Origin of the sequence: Cryobacterium sp. N19 (genome assembly GCF_002929595.1) — a bacterium.
Taxonomy (GTDB): domain Bacteria; phylum Actinomycetota; class Actinomycetes; order Actinomycetales; family Microbacteriaceae; genus Cryobacterium; species Cryobacterium flavum.
Window position 1 is genome coordinate 30033 of the sequence record NZ_PJJR01000045.1, and the last position, 15656, is coordinate 45688.

Sequence of the window (15656 nt, forward strand, 5' to 3'; positions counted from 1 at the left end):
CGTTGAACATCGGTAGCCCTCAAGTTTACAGGCCCTGTCGCAGGCCACCGGTAGACTCGACGAATGACGAACAGCACGACTGGTACAGCACCGACACCATCCCCCGCGATCTCCCCGACGTCGAAAAGTCCCGACCGACTGGTTTGGATCGATTGCGAGATGACCGGGCTCGACCTGGACCGCGACGAACTCGTCGAGATTGCCGTCGTCATCACCGACTACGACCTCAATGTGCTTGACCCCGGCCTTGACATCATCATCAAGCCCAATGACTCCGCCCTCGAAAACATGGGCGACTTCGTGCGCAATATGCACACCTCCTCTGGTCTGATCACCGAGATTCCGGGCGGCGTCAGCGCCGCCGAGGCCGAGTTCCAGGTTCTCGAATATGTCTTGAAGTTCATCCCGTCCGAGCAAAAGGCTCCGCTGGCCGGCAACTCCATCGGCACCGACCGGGCCTTCCTCACCCGTTACATGCCGCGCCTTGACAACCAGCTGCACTACCGCAACGTCGACGTGTCCTCAATCAAGGAGCTCGCCCGACGCTGGTACCCGCGGGTGTACTTCAACGCCCCGGCGAAAGACGGGGGCCACCGCGCCCTCGCCGACATTCTTGAATCAATTCGCGAGCTCGCGTACTACCGTCAGACGGTGTTCGTGGCCGACCCGGGCCCGACCAGTGACGAGGCCAAGTCGCACGCGGCCGAAGTTGTGCACTTATTCGCCTCCGAGGTGTAATAGGATTGCTGAGTTGCCCCGCGTGAAATCGTGGGGACGCATGGTGGGTATAGCTCAGTTGGCAGAGCGCCTGGTTGTGGTCCAGGAGGTCGCGGGTTCAATCCCCGTTACTCACCCCAATGAAACACTGGCTTGTCGGGCGTCGAAGGCAGGCCGCGATGTTACAACTTGACGCGTCCGCATTCGAGCGCCTCGTCGTTGACGAACTCGATCTTCTGCCCGACGACATGGTCGACGGGCTCGACAACGTAATCTTCGTGGTCGAAGACCGTCCCGAAGACGGCACCCTCAACATCCTGGGCCTGTATGACGGGGTCGCCCTCACCGAGCGCGGCCAGTACGGCTTTGGTGAGATGCCCGATCGTATTGTGCTGTATCGTGAGCCGCTTTTGGCGATCTGCGAAACCCTGGACGACCTGCACGATGAAATTCACATCACCCTGGTGCATGAAATCGCCCATTTCTACGGCATTGATGACGACAGGCTGCACGAACTCGGCTGGGGCTGACTCCGAGCGGTCTAGCCTTGAAGAATGAGCTCCTTCCGTCCCGGCCGTCTCGTTGGCATTCTGGTCGGAACCGTGGTGATCCTCGGTTTCGGCGTCTACGGCCCCGCGACGCTGCTGGGGCCCCTGCCACCGGTCACCGCCTTCACGGTCACGCCCGCCGCCACGGCCACGGCACCCACTCCCCCGGTGCTTCCCGCCAACGGCGCGAGCGCAATCACCGTTCTCGCCGCCACGACCAGCGACGCGTCCGGCACGACGTCAACCCGCGCGGAGGGTTCGCAACCTTCGGCGCCGATCGCGGTCGCGGGCACGGCCGAGGCGCTTCCCCTGGCCTCCATTGCCAAAGTGGTGACCGCCCTCGTCGTTCTCGACGCGAAACCGATTGTGGCGGGCGAGTCTGGCCCGATCGTGACGCTCACGGCCGCCGATTTTCAGAGCTACCTCGACTACGACAAGGCCGGAGCGCGCTCGGTCGCTGTCTTCGCCGACGAGCAGTGGGCCGAACTCGAGCTACTGCAGGCGCTGCTGCTCGGATCGAGCAACAATCACGCCGATACCGTGGCCCGCTGGGCGTTCGGTTCGGTCGACGCCTACGTAGTGGCTGCCAACGCCTGGCTGTCCGACAACGGGCTGACCGGCACCTCCGTCGTCGACGCCACCGGGCTGCACGATGCGAGCGCCGGAACCGCCACCGATCTGGCCCACCTCGCCGGCCTGGCCGCGACCGACCCGATCGTGTCTTCGATGCTGGCCAGTCCTGCAACCGCTTTGGCGAACCGTCGCGGAGTGCAGAATACGACGTCGTACTTGCCCGAGGAGGGCATCACGGGCGTTTCGCGCAGCTATACGGATGCCGCCGGGGTCTGCTTTCTGTTCACCGCCACGGTCAGTGACGGCGCCTCAAGTTTCACGTTCTCCGGTGCGTTTATCGGTGAGCCGACCTATGATGCGCTCACGGCAGACCTGACCGCCCTCATGGCGAGCGCGCGGGCTGGCGTGGGACCGCTGCCGGTTCTGGCCGCCGGCGATGCCTATGCCACGTTCGAATCGGCGTGGGGCGATGAGGCCTCGGCCGTGGTCGGGGTGTCGCGCACCCGCTACGCCTGGCAGGCCACGACTCCCGAGGCCGCAACGGTCGAGCTCAAGGACTTCGCCACGGCCCGCACCGGCGCGAACGTGGGCCAGGTGCGGCTCACCGTTGCCGGGGAGAAACTCTCGGCGGCGCTGAAACTGGACCAGGGCATCGCCGACCCGGGGCCGGGCTGGCGGCTGCTGCATCCGATCGTGATGATCACGGCCCTGCTCGACCAGTAGTTCTACAGCGGCTCAACCTCGGTGTCGATGGGGTCGCTGTCGCCCTGGTCGAAGGCGTACCGTACGCGGAGTTGCCCGCTCACGTCACGTTCGTCGACCTCGTCGTACCAGAACACCGACTCGAGGCCGCCGACGGCGGCAACCATGCTGATGCGGGGCGCGTGTTTTCCCCGCACGAGCGCGCGGGAATCGATCTGACCCTCAAGCGGGCCGTCGATGAACTCGGCGATGTACAGGGTCGGGGTGTCACTGTCTGGGCTCATGGAAGCCAATCTAGTCCCGTGTGGCCTGCAGGCGAACCGTTGCCCGAATCTCGGGCGTTTCCCGCGAGAGGTAGCTGGCCCATTCCTGCTGCCACTGGTCCCAGTGGCTTCGAAAGGCTTCGCCGTCGCGACCCAGCGCGCGCCGTTTGCGCAGCTCGTCGTCCGCCGCAAGCCAGACACGCACGTCGCTGAGCGCTTCGTGCCGGGCGGCGAGGGTTCCGCAGCCCTCCACGATCAGCGGTCGGGCGGCGTCAAGCGGATGCCACTCCGCCGGCTCGTTCACGGCCCAGTCGTAACGCTGCCAGGCCGCGGGGCTTCCGCTGTATCGGGGTAGGAGAATGCACCGGTGCAGGTGCTCGACCGCCGCGTCGAGGCCGTCCCAGCCTGGGTAGATGTCGTCCATCCGCACCAGCTGCGGCGTGTTCGCGCCCGGCCAGTGGGCCACGAGGGCCTCGGCGAGGGTGCTCTTGCCGGCGCCGCTCGGCCCGTCGAGGAGCACGACCGGGTTCGGTCCGGCCGCGGCCAGGGCTCGCAGCAGCGGTGCCAGCAACGAGTTGATATTGGGGCTGGCTTCAGGCAAGAATAAAGCTCCAGGTCTCTGCCCACACCGCGACGCCGATGGCGATGCCGGCGATGGCAAATCCAATGGCGACGAGAGCGGCATCCGCTGCCCGAACGCGCGATGGCCTCGCCCACGTACGGGGCTCGTCGCTGCCGAAGCCGCGGGCTTCCATGGCCGTGGCGAGCTTACTGCCGCGTCGCACCGAGATGACGAGCAGGGAGAAGGCCGGGCCGAAGAACCGGCGGGCGGCGCCGCGCAGACCGCCGCCATCGCCGACCCCGCGGGCTCGCCGGGCAAGTCCGAGCGAATGCCAGTCGTCGATGAACATGCCCACGAGTCGCAGCCCGGCCAGTCCGCCGAGTACGAACCGAGCTGGCAGGCGCAGTACCTGGGCCAGGCCGTCGGCGAGATCGGTCGGGTCGGTCGTGGCAAGCAGAACGATGCCGGGCAGGCCGATCGCGAGCACTCTCAGCCCGATGGCCAGACCCAGCTGGGCGGAGCCCTCGGTCACCGAGATGAAGCCGAACTGCCAGAGCAGCGCGCCGGAGTCTTCACCGTAAAGAATCGTCGTGATCGATGCCATGGGCGCTGCGATCCAGACCGGCGCCGTGCGCAGCCAGAAATGGCGGGCGCTCAGGCCGCACCAGGCGAGTAGCACGGCCTCGAGCAGCAGGGCCACGCCCGCCGACACCCAGTCGATCGACAGCAGCAGCGCACAGCTCACGATGAGGGCAACGGCGAGCTTGGCCACCGGGTTGAGGCGGGCAACCACGCTGGGGCGGATGCTGGGGGTCATCAGGCTCACGGCTTGGCCACCCCCAGAGTGATCGGCGTGCCGAGTCGATACTCCTCATCTGCGAGAGCGCTGACGAACTGGGCGTCGTGGGTGACCGCAACGATTGCGGTGCCTTCGTCGAGCAGCTCGGCGAGCAGGCCCACGAGTTCCTGCCAGGTGCGGGAATCCTGCCCGAACGTCGGCTCATCGAGCACGAGCAGGCGAGGGCGGGTGGCGAGAACGGTGGCGACGGACATCCGTCTCTTTTCGCCGCCGGACAGGGTGAACGGGTTGGCGTCGGTGAGGTAGTCGAGCCGCAGCCGGTGCATGAGCTCGTCGACGCGGCTGGTCTGCTCAGCCGGGCTCAGTCCGAGGGCGTGCGGGCCGATAGTCAGGTCGCCGCGCACCGTGGCGGCCAGAAACTGGTGCTCGGGGTCTTGGAAGACGGCACCGATGCGGGTGAGCAGCTGCCGGGAGCGCCACCGGTGCGGCTCAGCCGGGATGCCAGCCGCCAGGCTGTCGCTCGCGCGCAGCGTTCCGCCGGCCGGTTTCAACAGACCGGCCAGGGTCAGGGCGAGGGTGGACTTGCCGGCGCCGTTCGGCCCTGTCACGACGGTGGCCCTGCCGGCGTCGACGGAGAGGGTGATTCCGTCAGCGACAACGGATGCCGCGCGTCGGCCAAACGGAACACGCCCGACCGCGAGTCCCTCGGCCCGCAACAGGCTCTGAGGATTGCTGATCGGGTGCCGCACCGGAAACCGGGGTGGCAGGGCTGGCACCCAGACGCCGGCCTGAGCCAGCCGCTCGCCCTGGATGGCGAGAATCTCGCGCGTCGGCCCGTCGGCCAGCGCACCGCCGGTCGGGTCGAGCACGATGACGCGGTCGACGACGTCCTGCCAGACCTCAACGCGGTGTTCGATGACGACGAGGGTGGCCCCGGAATGGTCGAGAGAGCGCACGACGGCGTCACGCACCTCGATGACCCCGACCGGGTCGAGGTTCGCGGTCGGTTCGTCGAGCAGCAGTAGTCCGGGCTGCATGGCCAGCACACCGGCCAGGGCCAGGCGCTGTTTCTGGCCGCCACTCAGGCTCGACGTGGGATGGTCGAGCGGCAGGTTCAGACCGACCTCGGCAAGGGCACGCCGCACGCGCGGCCAGATCTCTGCCCGCGGAACAGCCAGGTTCTCGCAGCCGAACGCCACGTCGTCGCCGACCCGGGCGAGTACCACCTGGGAGTCCGGGTCCTGCAGCACGAGTCCGACCCGACCCCGCGCCGCGGCCGCGCGCCTGCCGTCAATGAGCAGACTGCCCGTCTCGTCGCCGTCCTCGGCGTCGCCGAGCACTCCGGCCAACGCGTGCACCAGGGTGCTCTTGCCGGCGCCGCTGGCCCCGAGCAGCAAGACCCGTTCGCCGGGCTCGATCCGCAGGTCGAGCCTCGACACCGCTTGGTTGTGGCGTCCGGCATGGCGCCAGCCCCAGCCTCGGGCTTCGATCTGCACGGGCCGAATCTGCGGGCCGCGAGCGGACGCGTGCGACGAAGGGGCTGGCATCCGCTTAACTGATCGCGGCGGGTGCGCGCGAACCTTCCCGGCCGGCGGCGAATCGGTTGAGCGCGCCGGTGCGGGCCAGGCCGCGCACGGCGAGCCAGGACAGCAGCCCGGCGAGCACAGTGCCCGATACGACGGCGGATACGAAGTAGACGGCCTTGAAACCGATATCCAGTGCCGCATAGCTGACGGTCGTGTCGAGCAGCCCAACGGCCACGCCGGCGCCGGCGCCGGCGAGGAGGGCGACGCCGAGACGCCAGTTGGCGTACAAGAACAGGGCCAGCACGATCTCCGCGCCGAGGCCCTCGACGATGCCCCAGATGAGCGTGGAGAAGCCCCACTGGGTGCCGATCAGCATCGACACGACGGCCGCGATGACCTCGGTGTAGAGGGCCGCACCGGGCTTGCGAATGATGAGGCCGCCGAGCACTCCGGCAAACAACCAGCCGCCGGCCAACAGGCCTTCGAGGCCGGGCGTGAACGTGAGGATCGCGCTGAGCGGCGACCAGGCGAGGCCCCAGGCCCAGAAGATGACGCCGCTCGCCACGCCAATGACGCTCGCGACGACGATGTCGACGACGCGCCAGCGAAAGTTGCGCGGCTTTTTCGCCGTCGATGCGTCGCGGCTGGACTGATTGAATGATGTCGTTGTAGCGTGCACTGTTCGTGCCCTTTCCGTAGGTGAATACAGGGCACGGGATCGAGAAGCCTCCCTGCGCTGGCATGATCCAGATCAGGTTCGACGGTCGAAGCTTGGTCAGCTTCCTCTCAGCCCGGTGTACCGGACTCCCGTGATCGTGTTCAATTCTAGTGCCCCGCTTAGACTTGTGGCATGGGGATCACGAGATGAGCATCGGCATTCTGCTCGTTCTGGCAGGGCTATACCTCGTATTGATGCGCCGCTTCATTCTGCGCCGCCGTCGTATCGCTGCGGGCCTACCGGTGAGCGGCCCGTGGCACTTTCCGGCTTGGCTGCGGCGTCGGCTGCCACGCTGGCTGCGCCGTCGGTTCACGCAGGGCGGGTTCGCGGGTCGGTTCGCGCGTCGGCCGCGCTGGCCGCGCCGCATCCGCTCTGCGCGCAAGCCGCGCGGCACTCGCCCGGGCCCACCTTAGGACCACGGGCCCAGTCTATAAACTGGGCCCGTGGACGGGGCCCGGGCCCCGTCCACGGGCAGCATCAGCAGGGGCGGCTACTTCTTCAGGGCACGGATCACCCGGGCCAGGGCGCGGCCGGCCACGAGCAGGAACGGCGCGCCGACGGCGAGCAGCGCGATGACATTCGGCTCGAACCGGGCGGTACCACCCGACTTCACGTAGGCGCCGATCGGCAGCGACACTCCGCCCCCGCCTCCGCCGGATCCGGCACCGCCCTCACCGGCGTCGCCGCCGCCGAAGCCGTAATAGGTGAGCGCAACGGGTACGAGGGTGACGCCGTCGATTTGCACGGGGTCACCGTACGCCGATTTCACACCGGCGGAACGGAACGTTTCTGCGAGTTTTTCCGGGAGGCTGGTCATTCCAACAGGGTAGTCGACTCGTGCCTTATGGGCGAGGTTTGAAGAACGAGGCCGGACGCACGATTCCCGCCCCGAATCGCTCGGTCACGGAGTCGACCGCCAGCTCGGCGCCCCGCCAATCCTCGTCGGGATCCCACAGCCCCACCGATCCCGACGCCGTACCCAGCTGCTCGGCCCGCACCCCGATCAGGCGCACGCGGATGCCCGCCGCGGCCAGTAGGTCGAACGCGGCCACGGCCTCCTCGTAGATGCGCCGCCCGACATTGCTGGGCTCGGCGAGGGTGCGCGAACGGGTGACCGTGCTGAAATCGGTGTAGCGCAGCTTGAGTGACACGCGCCTGGCAACCAGATCGCCCCTCCGCAGCCGTGCCGCAACGAGGTCACACTGCCGCAGCAACTCGCTGCGCAGTCGGTCAATGTCGGTCACGTCGTGCTCAAACGTGACCTCGTGGCCGACGCTCTTCTCCTCCCGCTCGAGCGTCACCGAACGCGGGTCACGCCCCCAGGACAGCTCGAACAGCTTGTGACCGGATGCCTCCCCGAGCGTCCTTTTCAGCACGTCCAGCGGCGCGTGCGCGATGTCGCCGATGAGTTTCAGGCCGAGGCGGGTCAGGGTCTGCTCGGTGGCCGCCCCTACGCCCCACAGGGCCGTCACGGGCAGCGGATGCAGGAACTCGATCGTTTCGTCGGCCGGAACGACGAGCAGCCCGTTGGGTTTGGACAGGCCGGAGGCAAGCTTGGCGACAAACTTGGTCGACGCCGCGCCCACCGAGCAGACCAGCCCGGTCTCGGCGAGCACCCGCGCGCGGATGAGTTCGCCGATCACGGCCGGGGAGCCGAACAGATTGGTTGCGCCGGCCACGTCGAGGAAGGCTTCGTCGATGCCGAGCCGTTCCACGAGCGGGGTGACGTCGTCGAAAATGCTCATCACCCGGGTGGAATAGTCCCGGTAGAGGCCCATGTGCGGCTCGAGCACGATCGCGTTCGGGCACTGCCGCAGGGCGAGTGCCATCGGCATCGCTGAGTTCACGCCGTAGCGCCGCGCAATATAGTTGGCCGCCGTGACGACCGACCGACCCCCGCGGTGGCCCACGATCACCGGCAGGCGTACGTATTCGGGGTGCGACAGCAGCTCGACCGACACGAAGAACGCATCGAGGTCAACGTGCAGCACCGTCGCTGAACGGTCATCGACGTCGTCCGCCGAAATCTGCCGCCCACTGCCGTCCTGTCTGCCCACCGAAAAACCCTAACCCGTTCCGGTCACGAACGGCTAGCGCACAACCTTTTCGGCGCCGGCAATGCGCTGCGCGAAGTAGATGGGAATGATCGAAACCAGCACGAGCACCACGGCGATGACATTGACGACCGGCGCCTGGTGGGGCCGGAACAGGTTGTCCAGAATCCACAACGGCAGGGTCTTCACACTCGATCCGGCGGTGAACGTCGTCACGATGATCTCGTCAAAGCTCAGGGCGAAGGCGAGCAGGCCGCCGGCGAACAGGGCTGACCGCAACTGGGGAAAGGTCACCAGGCGAAACGTGGTCCAGATTCCGGCGCCGAGATCCGACGAGGCATCTTCGAGGCTCGTGCCGAGGCGCCGCAGCCGGGCGATCACGTTGTTGAACACGGTCACGATACAAAACGTGGCGTGGGCGATGATGAGCGTCAGAATCGACAGTTGCACGCCGAGTCCGGTGCGGAAGGCATTGTTCAGGGCGATGCCGGTGACGATGCCGGGCAGCGCGATCGGCAGGATGACCAGCAGGCTGATGGCATCCCGGCCGAAGAATTCGAAGCGTTGCAGCCCGAGCGAGATGAGCGTGCCGAGCACGAGCGCCACCGCCGTCGAGGCCAGGGCCACTTGCAGGCTGGTCAGCACCGCGTCAAGGGCACCGTCGCTCTGAAACGCCTTGGCCCACCATTCCAAGGTAAAGCCCGGCGGCGGCCAGGTGAGGTTCTGGCTGGTGCTGAAGGAGTTCACGAAGACCACGAGCAGGGGCAGATAAATAAGGGCCAGCACCACGGCCGTGATGGCCGCGAGCAGACCACGGGCGGGGCGACTCAGACGCATGGCAGGGCTCCTACAGGTTGTTGAGTGCGCCCGTGCGCCGCACGGCGGCGAGGTAGGCGAAGATGATCAAAATGGGAATGAGCGCGATCGCGGCCGCGAGCGGCAGGTTGTTCGCGGCCCCCACGTTGGTGTAGACGAGGTTGCCGAGCATCTGGTTGGCCCCGCCGACGATATTTACGGTGATGTAGTCACCGAGCGACAGTGAGAAACTGAAAATCGACCCGGCAATGATCGCCGGCCAGATCATGGGCAGTACTACCAGGCGCAGCGTCGCCCAGGTACCCCCGCCAAGATCACCGGATGCCTCCAGCAGTGAATCCGGCACCCGCTCCAGTCCCGCATAGATCGGCAGAATGACGTACGGCAACCACAGGTAGGACAGGGTGATGATCGTTGCCGGCAGACCGTAACCGGGACTGTGCCCGCCAAACGGCGACACCAGCCATTCGAAAATTCCACCCTGGGAGAGCACCGATCGCCAGGCGTACGCCTTCACCAGGTAGCTCGCCCAGAGCGGCATCAGAATGGCGATCACAAGAATCCGCTGGGCGCCAGGGCTCGCCACCTTGGCCATGTAGAACGCGATTGGAAGCGCGATCACAATGTCGATGATCGTGACCAGCAGCGCCACGCCGACCGTGCGCAGCGTGACGGTTTGGTAAAGCGAACCTGTGAGCACCGCCACGATGTTGTCGAGGGTCCAGGTTTGCGAAATCTGCCCGGTGAACGAGTCCACCGTCCACAGGGCGGTGATCAGCAGTGCGGCGAGGGCCGCGACGTAGACCAGGCCGAGCCAGAACAGGGGGGCACTCAGCAGCAGTGACAGCCGCAGTCGTGGGTGCCGGCTGAGAAAGACCGAGCCCCGCCGGGCGATGGTGCGACGGTGCTGGGGCACCACCGCCCGACGGGTGGGTGGCGCGGGAGCGTCAACCGTCATGATTCTTCCTTCTGTCTGACTCGAGCAGGCGGATTAGCCCTTGATTTCTTGCCAGGCGGTGGTCCAGTCGGAGTAATCGGTGCACTGCACGTCGGTGCGCCCGTCGAGGCACTCCGCGATCGGTGTCGACCAGTACCAGATCTGCGCCGCGTAGTCGGCGTCGCCGGCGTGGTAGCTGGCACAGTGGTCGGGGTTGACCGTGAAGTCGCAGGCTCCGGCGTTGGACGGTGCCTCACCGAAGTACTCGGTGGCTTGCGCGTTGGCTTCGGGGCTCGCGATGTAGTCCAGCCAGGCGTAGGCGCAGTTGGGGCTCTTCGCGCCTGCGGCGATCATCCAGGTGTCCGACCAGCCGGTCGCGCCTTCCACGGGCAGCACGACTTCGGCCGGGGTACCCTCAGCGAGCGAGTTGCGAATGACCTGCCAGGTGGTACCGACCACGGTGTCGCCGGTTTCGAAGGCCTGCACCTCCTTGAGGTAGTCCGACCAGTATTCGCCCACGTTGATGCGCTGGTTCTTGAACAGCTCAACGGATGCCGCCAGCTGCGTTTCGTCGAGCGCGTACGGGTTCTTAATTCCCAGTTCCGGCTGGTGCGCCATGAGGTAGACCGCGGCATCCGCTATCGAAATCGGCGAATCGTAGGCGGTCACCGCACCCTTGTAGTCGGACGACTTGTCGAAGACGACATTCCACGACGTGGGTGCCGGGGTCACGACCTCCGTGTTGTACATGAGCAGGTTGGCACCATAGCCGTGCGGAATGCCGTAGGAGACACCGTCGACGCTGTTCCAGGACTGCATCTTCAGAAAGTCGAAGATGCCCGCGTAGTTGGGAATGAGGTCGGTGTTGACCGGCGCCACGTCCCCCGAGGCGACAAGCCGCAGGGAGGCATCACCGGAGGCCGCGACGACGTCGTAGTCACCGGTCTTCATGAGGCTGAACGCTTCGTCGGAGGTGCCGTAGGTCTTGCTGGTGACCGTGCAGCCGGTCTTCTCTTCGAAGGCGCTGACCCAGTCGACCGTTGGATCGTTGCTGCCGTCTTCGACGTAGCCGGGCCAGGCCAGCAGCGAGACGCTGCCTTCCATCTCGCCGAGCTCGGCCTGAGCCTCGGTCGGCGCAGCGGTGCCGCCGCCCTGGCTGGTACCGCAGGCGGTGAGAAGAAGGGCAACCGACACGATCGCGACGCCGCTGAGGGCGCCAGCGGTGAAGCGGGTACGGGTAGAACTGCGTTTCATGACTTTCTCCATTCGTGAGGTGCGGTCAGGGATGTGCGGTCAGGGGTGGGAAGTGAGTACTGGTGGGGCGAGGGTGACGATGTCGGAGTCGTTCCAGCCAACGGTGACGCGTGCGCCGCGCCCGTTGGTCGCCACGCGGTGCGCATCGTTCTGTTCGAGCACGACGACCCGCGTGCCGGCGTCGAGGTCGACGATGAGCTGGGTGCTGCTGCCGACATAGATCACCTCGGCGAGAACGCCGGCGGCCGTTCGATCGGCTGAAAGCGGCCGGTTCTCGGTGGTCACGCTAACCTTCTCCGGGCGCACCGAGTGGGTGCCAGCGCGACCGAGAAGCGTCTGCGACACGGTGTCATCGAAAATGTTGGAGGTGCCCACGAACGCCGCGACGAACGGTGAAGCTGGGCGCTCGTAGATCTCGGCCGGGGTGCCGAGCTGTTCGATTTTGCCCTCGTTGAACACGGCGATGCGGTCGCTGAGCGTCAGGGCTTCCTGCTGGTCGTGGGTGACAAAAATGAAGGTGATACCCAGGGTGCGCTGCAGTTCCTTGAGTTCGACCTGCATCTGCTCGCGCAGTTTGAGGTCGAGTGCGCCGAGTGGTTCGTCGAGCAGCAGCACCTTGGGCTGCACGACGGTAGCCCGGGCCAGGGCCACCCGCTGGCGCTGCCCGCCGGAGAGCTGGCTGGGCTTTCGATCGGCGAAACTGCCCAAACGCACGGTATCGAGGGCTTGACGGGCCTGTTCGTGCCTGGCGCGCTTGGCGACGCCGCGCACCCGCAACCCGTAGGCCACGTTGTCGAGCACGCTCATGTGCGGAAACAACGCGTAGTCCTGAAACACCGTGTTCACGTCGCGGTCGAACGGCGCCCGGTCGGTGACGTCCTGCCCGAGCAGCGAAATCGTTCCGCTGGTCGGCTGCTCGAAACCGGCAATCAGGCGCAGAACCGTGGTCTTTCCGGATCCCGACGGGCCGAGCATGGAGAAGAACTCCCCCTCGATGATATCCAGGTCGACGCCGTCGACGGCATGGACGCTTCCGAAACTCTTGGTCAGACCGGTCAGACGGATGGCGGGCTGCACACCGGTCACGAGATCTCCTCACTCATTCAACGACTCCCTGCTCACTCACAGGCTAATCATATGGAGTTAGATGTCATAAATGTGCGCCGGGATGTTACGGTCGTGTCACAACCTGAAATGAGCCGCCGATGCCGCAGTCCATCCGAGCCGGATCGGGAACGCGCGCGGCCATTTTCGCCCCGCTTGACGGCGCTGGCCGGGCCGAGCTGGTGTTGCAGCGGCTGACCGATGCGATTGTGCTCGGGGTGCTGCACGACGGCGAACGCCTGCCGAGTGAGGCCGAGCTGGCCCGCCAGCTGGGCGTGGCCACGGTCACCGCCCGCGAAGCCCTGGAAATTCTGCGCCGGAACAAGCTCGTGCACACCAAGCGCGGCCGCGACGGCGGCAGTTTCGTCACGTTCGCCGGGCGGGGTGCGACCGACCTGCAGGATGAACGCCTGGTGGCCTGGTCCCGGGTGCAGGTTCGCGACCTGGGCGTGCATTATTCCGCGATCGCAGGTCTCGCTGCCGAGCTCGCCGCCGACCGGGCCAGCGCGGCCGATATCGAGAACCTCGAGCGTATCCTCGACCGCGCCGATGCCGGCACAGCGGATGCCGCGCGCCGCGGTCAGGGTACCTTCCGTCTCGAGGTGGCCGCGCTCAGCCAATCCGCCCGGCTCGTGCGCGAAGAATTGCGTCTGCAGGCCGAGTTCGGTTCCCTGCTCTGGCTCAGCCTGCGGGACGCGAGCCGCCGCGAACGCTGCCAGGCCGTGCAGCGCGCGACGGTCGCGGCCCTCATCGCCGAGGACGGCGCTCGCGCCCGACAGCTGACCGTGACGCAGATCATCGAGTCCATCGAGTGGCTTATCGAGGCGAAATCACTCCTGGAACTGAAGGGCAGGTCAACGATGACCGACAGCACAGCGACAGTGAGCACCACCGCGGTACTTCCCACGGGTGCACCCGCATGACGCCCGAAACGCTCACTCCCGAGCACGATGGGCCGCAGACCGCGGCCGGTTTTTCATCCGTTGCCGCCGTCTTCGACCCGGTCTTCGCTCGGCTGGAACACTGGGCAGACCTGGTGGAACGCTATGCCGCGCGGCCGGATCGTATCGCCGACCGGGCCGACCTGGATCCCCTGATGGAATCTCTGGTGCGCCGCGAGTTCACCGACTCCGAGGGGTGCGTCATCGGAGCCGGTTTTGTGTCCGCGCCGAACTTTCTGGGCTGGCACCTGGCCTGGTGGCTGGGCGGCCAGAACCCGGCCGTGTCGGGGCTGCCCGCCACCGGCATCCGCCATCTGGAAACGGTCGAAGACCCTCTCGATGAGAGTTTTCGGGACTACACCGCGCTGGAATGGTGGCGGGTTCCAGAACAGACGGGACGCCGACACATTACCGGCCCCTACGTCGACTACCTGTGCACGGATGAGTACACGCTCACTCTGACGCTTCCGGTGTATCGAGCCGCCGAGCTGATCGGGGTTGTCGGCATCGACCTCTCGGTCGACGAGATCGAACGCGGCCTCATACCGCGCCTCGGCGCAGACGGCGTCTCGGTCACGGTCATCAACTCCAGTGGCCGGGTGGTGGTCTCGACCGACACTCACCTCGCGACCGGCGCGCTGCTGCGCCTGCCCGGTCTATCGGAACACCTCAACGACCAGTCCGGCGGGGCACCAGGCCTGCCGGCCGGTCATACGTTCCAGTGGTGCGGACAGACTGGACTGGCCATCGTGGCCGGGCCGGCGCCGAGCTAGCCGATCGAGGTGCCGAACACCAGCCCGAGCAGGTACGTGACGGCGGCCGCGCCGAGGCCGATGACGAGCTGCCGCAACGCTCGTTTCAGCGGCGGACCACCGGAGAGCAGCCCCACGACAGCCCCGGTGGCGAGCAGGGCCACGCCCACCATTACAGTCGCGACGATGATGGCCGCGTAGCCGCTCAGACCGAACAGGTAGGGCAGCACCGGCAGCAGTGCGCCGGAGGCGAAGAAGCAGAAGCTCGACAGGGCGGCGCCGGTGCCCGTTCCGATGGCCTCGTGCTCGTCGGGCTCCGGCGCCGCTTTGGTGACCGCGGCAATCGGTCCGGTTGCCGCGTACGCGGTGGCCAGCACGCCGCGGGCGTAGGTTTCAGCTTTCTCCTCGGACATGCCACGGGCGCGATAGACCAGGGTCAGCTCGTTGGCGGCGAGGTCGAGGTGGGAGAGCACGCTCTTGGCGGGAGCCGCGGGGCTGGATGCCTCGAGCAGTTCTCGCTGGGACCGCACCGAGACGTATTCGCCGGCCCCCATCGACAGCGCCCCGGCCAGCAGCCCGGCAATGCCGGTGAACAGAATGGTCGCGGCCGGCACACCGGTGGCGCCGATACCGAGCACGAGGGCGAGGTTACTCACCAGCCCGTCGTTGACGCCGAACACGGCGGCCCGAAAGGTGCCGGAGAGGCGTTTGCGGCCGCGGGCGGCGAGACCGCGCACGACCTCTTCGTGCACGGTTTCGTCGGCGGCCATGGCGCTGGTCGCGTCGGCATCCGCTTGATAGGGCGAGCGTCCCTCGGCCCGCTGGGCGAGGGCAAGCACGAACACCGAACCGAACCGGCGGGCCAGCAGACCAAGAAATCGGGTGCGCAAAGCACCGCGCCGCGGTGAACCGACGTCGCTGCCGAGCAGGTTCCGCCAGTGTTCTTCGTGCCGGCCTTCGGCGTCGGCGAGGGCGAGCAGAATTTGCCGCTCTTCGCCGGCGCGACGATTGGCGAGGTCGCGGTAGACCGCGGCCTCGGCCTGTTCGTCGGCGAGGTATTGCCGCCACCGACGGATGTCGCGGGTCGACGGCGCGCGTCCGTCCTGCTCCGGAGCAGTCACGTTCACGCCTCCGGCGCCGCTTCCAGGAAGCTCTGCGGAATGCGCGCGGAGTCGTGCGGACCCGACCCGTCGAGGCCGACGAACGGCTCCTCGAAGGCCACGACCCAGAACTTCTCGCGCTGCACGGTCGGTGCGTAGAGCCCGGAGCCCTCCGACTCCCCCGGCGCGACGATCACGCCGATCGGGTCGTCGATGAGGGAGTCGGGAAAGCGGGTGCGGTCGAGGTGCACCACGACCTGCACGCCCACTCCGAAAGCCTGAGTTGTCAC

The 15656-nt window shown here is 66.9% G+C and carries 19 protein-coding genes, 1 tRNA gene and 1 riboswitch; of the genes, 7 read left to right on the forward strand and 13 right to left on the reverse strand.

What is annotated here, in order from left to right; all coding sequences use genetic code 11:
• Window positions 1-63 precede the first annotated feature (63 nt).
• From orn to CXY78_RS04105, 4 genes are all read left to right on the forward strand, one after another.
• Window positions 64-738, forward strand: a complete 675-nt coding sequence (orn, locus tag CXY78_RS04090) for an oligoribonuclease (protein WP_104088207.1) — start codon at window positions 64-66, stop codon at window positions 736-738.
• A gap of 43 nt (window positions 739-781) precedes the next feature.
• Window positions 782-857, forward strand: a tRNA-His gene (locus CXY78_RS04095).
• 39 nt (window positions 858-896) lie between these two features.
• Window positions 897-1247 carry a metallopeptidase family protein gene (locus tag CXY78_RS04100; RefSeq protein WP_092341138.1) on the forward strand — a complete coding sequence of 117 codons (351 nt, stop codon included), beginning with the start codon at window positions 897-899 and terminating at the stop codon, window positions 1245-1247.
• Between the two features lie 24 nt (window positions 1248-1271).
• Window positions 1272-2561: a hypothetical protein gene (locus CXY78_RS04105; RefSeq protein ID WP_092341139.1), complete on the forward strand. Its 1290-nt coding sequence runs from the start codon at window positions 1272-1274 to the stop codon at window positions 2559-2561.
• 2 nt (window positions 2562-2563) lie between these two features.
• Here the strand turns inward: CXY78_RS04105 and CXY78_RS04110 are convergent, their stop codons facing one another.
• The 5 genes from CXY78_RS04110 to CXY78_RS04130 are packed head-to-tail and all read right to left on the reverse strand — an operon-like array spanning window position 2564 to window position 6369.
• Window positions 2564-2824 (reverse strand): hypothetical protein, encoded by a 261-nt coding sequence (locus CXY78_RS04110; protein WP_092341140.1) that lies wholly within the window; start codon window positions 2822-2824, stop codon window positions 2564-2566.
• 10 nt (window positions 2825-2834) lie between these two features.
• Complete coding sequence (locus CXY78_RS04115) at window positions 2835-3404, reverse strand: AAA family ATPase (RefSeq protein ID WP_233197226.1); 570 nt, start codon at window positions 3402-3404, stop codon at window positions 2835-2837.
• Window positions 3397-4182, reverse strand: a complete 786-nt coding sequence (locus CXY78_RS04120; protein WP_174774944.1) for an energy-coupling factor transporter transmembrane protein EcfT — start codon at window positions 4180-4182, stop codon at window positions 3397-3399. Before CXY78_RS04120 ends, CXY78_RS04115 begins: the two co-directional genes overlap by 8 nt.
• Window positions 4183-4187: 5 nt before the next feature.
• Window positions 4188-5711, reverse strand: coding sequence for an ABC transporter ATP-binding protein (locus tag CXY78_RS04125; protein WP_104088209.1), 1524 nt, complete (start codon window positions 5709-5711; stop codon window positions 4188-4190).
• Window positions 5712-5715: 4 nt separating this feature from the next.
• Entirely contained in the window at window positions 5716-6369 is a 654-nt protein-coding gene (locus tag CXY78_RS04130; protein ID WP_092341144.1) for an ECF transporter S component, read from the reverse strand.
• Between the two features lie 32 nt (window positions 6370-6401).
• Window positions 6402-6511, reverse strand: a riboswitch (TPP riboswitch).
• 43 nt (window positions 6512-6554) lie between these two features.
• On the opposite strand from CXY78_RS04130, the gene CXY78_RS04135 reads away from it, so the two are divergent.
• Window positions 6555-6821 (forward strand): hypothetical protein, encoded by a 267-nt coding sequence (locus CXY78_RS04135; RefSeq protein WP_092341145.1) that lies wholly within the window; start codon window positions 6555-6557, stop codon window positions 6819-6821.
• Window positions 6822-6898: 77 nt separating this feature from the next.
• Here the strand turns inward: CXY78_RS04135 and CXY78_RS04140 are convergent, their stop codons facing one another.
• From CXY78_RS04140 to CXY78_RS04165, 6 genes are read right to left on the reverse strand one after another with little or no spacing between them, the layout of a single operon-like run.
• Entirely contained in the window at window positions 6899-7225 is a 327-nt protein-coding gene (locus CXY78_RS04140; protein WP_092341146.1) for a hypothetical protein, read from the reverse strand.
• A 25-nt stretch (window positions 7226-7250) separates the two neighbouring features.
• Entirely contained in the window at window positions 7251-8465 is a 1215-nt protein-coding gene (gene dinB / locus CXY78_RS04145) for a DNA polymerase IV (protein ID WP_092341147.1), read from the reverse strand.
• Between the two features lie 33 nt (window positions 8466-8498).
• Window positions 8499-9299, reverse strand: coding sequence for an ABC transporter permease (locus CXY78_RS04150; RefSeq protein WP_092341148.1), 801 nt, complete (start codon window positions 9297-9299; stop codon window positions 8499-8501).
• Window positions 9300-9309: 10 nt separating this feature from the next.
• Window positions 9310-10236: an ABC transporter permease gene (locus tag CXY78_RS04155; protein WP_092341149.1), complete on the reverse strand. Its 927-nt coding sequence runs from the start codon at window positions 10234-10236 to the stop codon at window positions 9310-9312.
• Window positions 10237-10269: 33 nt separating this feature from the next.
• On the reverse strand, window positions 10270-11469 hold the full coding sequence (locus CXY78_RS04160) for an ABC transporter substrate-binding protein (RefSeq protein ID WP_104088211.1): 1200 nt from the start codon (window positions 11467-11469) through the stop codon (window positions 10270-10272).
• A 39-nt stretch (window positions 11470-11508) separates the two neighbouring features.
• A complete protein-coding gene (locus CXY78_RS04165) occupies window positions 11509-12555 on the reverse strand; it encodes an ABC transporter ATP-binding protein (RefSeq protein ID WP_092341151.1) in 1047 nt (348 codons plus the stop codon).
• Window positions 12556-12674: 119 nt separating this feature from the next.
• On the opposite strand from CXY78_RS04165, the gene CXY78_RS04170 reads away from it, so the two are divergent.
• Window positions 12675-13496 (forward strand): FadR/GntR family transcriptional regulator, encoded by an 822-nt coding sequence (locus CXY78_RS04170; RefSeq protein WP_092341152.1) that lies wholly within the window; start codon window positions 12675-12677, stop codon window positions 13494-13496.
• Window positions 13493-14287, forward strand: a complete 795-nt coding sequence (locus tag CXY78_RS04175) for a cache domain-containing protein (protein ID WP_092341153.1) — start codon at window positions 13493-13495, stop codon at window positions 14285-14287. The genes CXY78_RS04170 and CXY78_RS04175 overlap by 4 nt, the downstream gene beginning before the upstream one ends.
• On the opposite strand, the gene CXY78_RS04180 is transcribed toward CXY78_RS04175, so the two are convergent.
• Window positions 14284-15387, reverse strand: coding sequence for a VIT1/CCC1 transporter family protein (locus CXY78_RS04180; protein ID WP_104088280.1), 1104 nt, complete (start codon window positions 15385-15387; stop codon window positions 14284-14286). The genes CXY78_RS04175 and CXY78_RS04180 overlap by 4 nt on opposite strands.
• A 2-nt stretch (window positions 15388-15389) precedes the next feature.
• A complete protein-coding gene (locus CXY78_RS04185; protein WP_134344282.1) occupies window positions 15390-15656 on the reverse strand; it encodes a hypothetical protein in 267 nt (88 codons plus the stop codon).

What these genes read in the sequence shown, in the direction of transcription:
- orn (WP_104088207.1), top strand. Translation starts at nt 64, where the DNA reads ATGACGAACAGCACGACTGGTACAGCACCGACACCATCCCCCGCGATC.
- CXY78_RS04100 (WP_092341138.1), top strand. Translation starts at nt 897, where the DNA reads ATGTTACAACTTGACGCGTCCGCATTCGAGCGCCTCGTCGTTGACGAA.
- CXY78_RS04105 (WP_092341139.1), top strand. Translation starts at nt 1,272, where the DNA reads ATGAGCTCCTTCCGTCCCGGCCGTCTCGTTGGCATTCTGGTCGGAACC.
- CXY78_RS04110 (WP_092341140.1), bottom strand. Translation starts at nt 2,824, where the DNA reads ATGAGCCCAGACAGTGACACCCCGACCCTGTACATCGCCGAGTTCATC.
- CXY78_RS04120 (WP_174774944.1), bottom strand. Translation starts at nt 4,182, where the DNA reads ATGACCCCCAGCATCCGCCCCAGCGTGGTTGCCCGCCTCAACCCGGTG.
- CXY78_RS04125 (WP_104088209.1), bottom strand. Translation starts at nt 5,711, where the DNA reads ATGCCAGCCCCTTCGTCGCACGCGTCCGCTCGCGGCCCGCAGATTCGG.
- CXY78_RS04135 (WP_092341145.1), top strand. Translation starts at nt 6,555, where the DNA reads ATGAGCATCGGCATTCTGCTCGTTCTGGCAGGGCTATACCTCGTATTG.
- CXY78_RS04140 (WP_092341146.1), bottom strand. Translation starts at nt 7,225, where the DNA reads ATGACCAGCCTCCCGGAAAAACTCGCAGAAACGTTCCGTTCCGCCGGT.
- CXY78_RS04150 (WP_092341148.1), bottom strand. Translation starts at nt 9,299, where the DNA reads ATGCGTCTGAGTCGCCCCGCCCGTGGTCTGCTCGCGGCCATCACGGCC.
- CXY78_RS04155 (WP_092341149.1), bottom strand. Translation starts at nt 10,236, where the DNA reads ATGACGGTTGACGCTCCCGCGCCACCCACCCGTCGGGCGGTGGTGCCC.
- CXY78_RS04160 (WP_104088211.1), bottom strand. Translation starts at nt 11,469, where the DNA reads ATGAAACGCAGTTCTACCCGTACCCGCTTCACCGCTGGCGCCCTCAGC.
- CXY78_RS04170 (WP_092341152.1), top strand. Translation starts at nt 12,675, where the DNA reads ATGCCGCAGTCCATCCGAGCCGGATCGGGAACGCGCGCGGCCATTTTC.
- CXY78_RS04175 (WP_092341153.1), top strand. Translation starts at nt 13,493, where the DNA reads ATGACGCCCGAAACGCTCACTCCCGAGCACGATGGGCCGCAGACCGCG.